We start from the raw sequence: 1,268 nt of genomic DNA on the forward strand, positions 1-1,268 counted from the left end.
CAGACCCTCAAGGCATGGCAACGGGATCGGCCCGAGTTATTTCGAAAATTGGTATACGATCACCCGAGTCTCGACAACTAGACAGACCTTCTCCCAAAAATCCTTGCCGCCTTTTCCCTCCTCCCGGTTATGCTGCTTGAGCCGCGCCGCGACATCGTCGCTTTCCCCGATGTAGACCAAAGGCCGCATGCTGTTGTCCGGATCAGGTCCCACCAGGAAATAGATGCCCGTGCGGGCACATTCCGGGCGCTCAAGGATCTCAGGTAACTTGCTGCGCGGGCCGGTCAGCACATGGCCGGTCCAATTCATGATCTCGGCAGTGAGCAAGCCGTTGGGGGCGCCGTCAACCAGAAACAGGCGAATGCTGCGGCCTTGGGTCATGCGGTGGCTCCTTCGCTAGCGGCCACCTCCGGAAACGCCTCCGAGCTTGGTGGCTGCCAGTCGCGGACATCGATTTTTCCAGTGACGGCGGCGGAGACCAGGGCTGATCGGCGCTCTTGAAAAATTGGCACAGCCTGTTCTGCTTCCGTCCTGAGTGCGTCGATCTCTCTTAGAACAGATTCAACTTCAGCAACAATCTGTTGCTGCTCAGAAAATGGCGGGAGAGGTAGCCAAATGTTTTCGAAATCACTAGCCTCTAAGCGCCATTGACTTGGCCTTACACCATTTGAAATAGCCCCATAAACCTTGGGCATATTATGGGACCTAAGAAGATGGTGAATGAATCTGGAACATTCTTTATGCAAGGGCTCATAAACCACGTAATCAGGACTTGTAACTCCCTTATGCCCCGAAATTCCAAGAGAACCCTGCCATGCCTTCATTTTATTTATAACAAGGTCATCAACGTTAACCAACTGATAAAGAGAAAGATCTTCCGGTGTTTTATTATAGTTATCCACCCGTGATGATTTTTCTATTACTCCATGTTCGCGATAAACAGATAACACATTGCGAGATTCAACACCTTGCCGCTTAACCAGTCGGAAAAGCCATTTTATCCTCTCCATTCTCCAATGCGCCGGTACCTCCCCCAGCCACTCCACGCCGGAGTCTTTCATCGGCACATCGGGGTCGAGGCCTTTGGTGACGGCATGGGAGATCACCGCCTGGCGCTTCTCCTTGAGCAGCTCGATCAGGCGCTGCTGCTCCTCGATCAGGGCGTCGATGCGGGCGGTTTCGTGGTCTAGGTGTCAGGTCTCGCCTGATTGTATTCCTGTCAACAGCTACCCCCTTTTCCAAGCCAGGCAGGCCTTGCGAGACTGCCT

Annotated in this window: 1 protein-coding gene and 2 pseudogenes; all 3 read right to left on the reverse strand. The window is 53.4% G+C overall.

The genetic code is table 11. The annotated features are described in order from the left end of the window. Positions 1 to 75 precede the first annotated feature (75 nt). Positions 76 to 381 (reverse strand): annotated as a pseudogene (locus ACPEES_RS23455) (GIY-YIG nuclease family protein); the annotation flags it as partial. Next, complete coding sequence (locus tag ACPEES_RS23460; RefSeq protein ID WP_435106942.1) at positions 378 to 1,010, reverse strand: restriction endonuclease subunit S; 633 nt, start codon at positions 1,008 to 1,010, stop codon at positions 378 to 380. The gene ACPEES_RS23460 and the pseudogene ACPEES_RS23455, both read right to left, overlap by 4 nt. Continuing rightward, a pseudogene (locus ACPEES_RS23465) lies at positions 1,010 to 1,190 on the reverse strand (restriction endonuclease subunit S); the annotation flags it as partial. The pseudogene ACPEES_RS23465 and the gene ACPEES_RS23460, both read right to left, overlap by 1 nt. Between the last annotated feature and the right edge of the window lie 78 nt (positions 1,191 to 1,268).

The organism is Arhodomonas sp. AD133 (assembly GCF_051195215.1).
Lineage (GTDB): Bacteria > Pseudomonadota > Gammaproteobacteria > Nitrococcales > Nitrococcaceae > Arhodomonas.

Coding starts and splice junctions, on each gene's coding strand:
- ACPEES_RS23460 (WP_435106942.1), bottom strand. CDS start 1,010: ATGGAGAGGATAAAATGGCTTTTCCGACTGGTTAAGCGGCAAGGTGTT.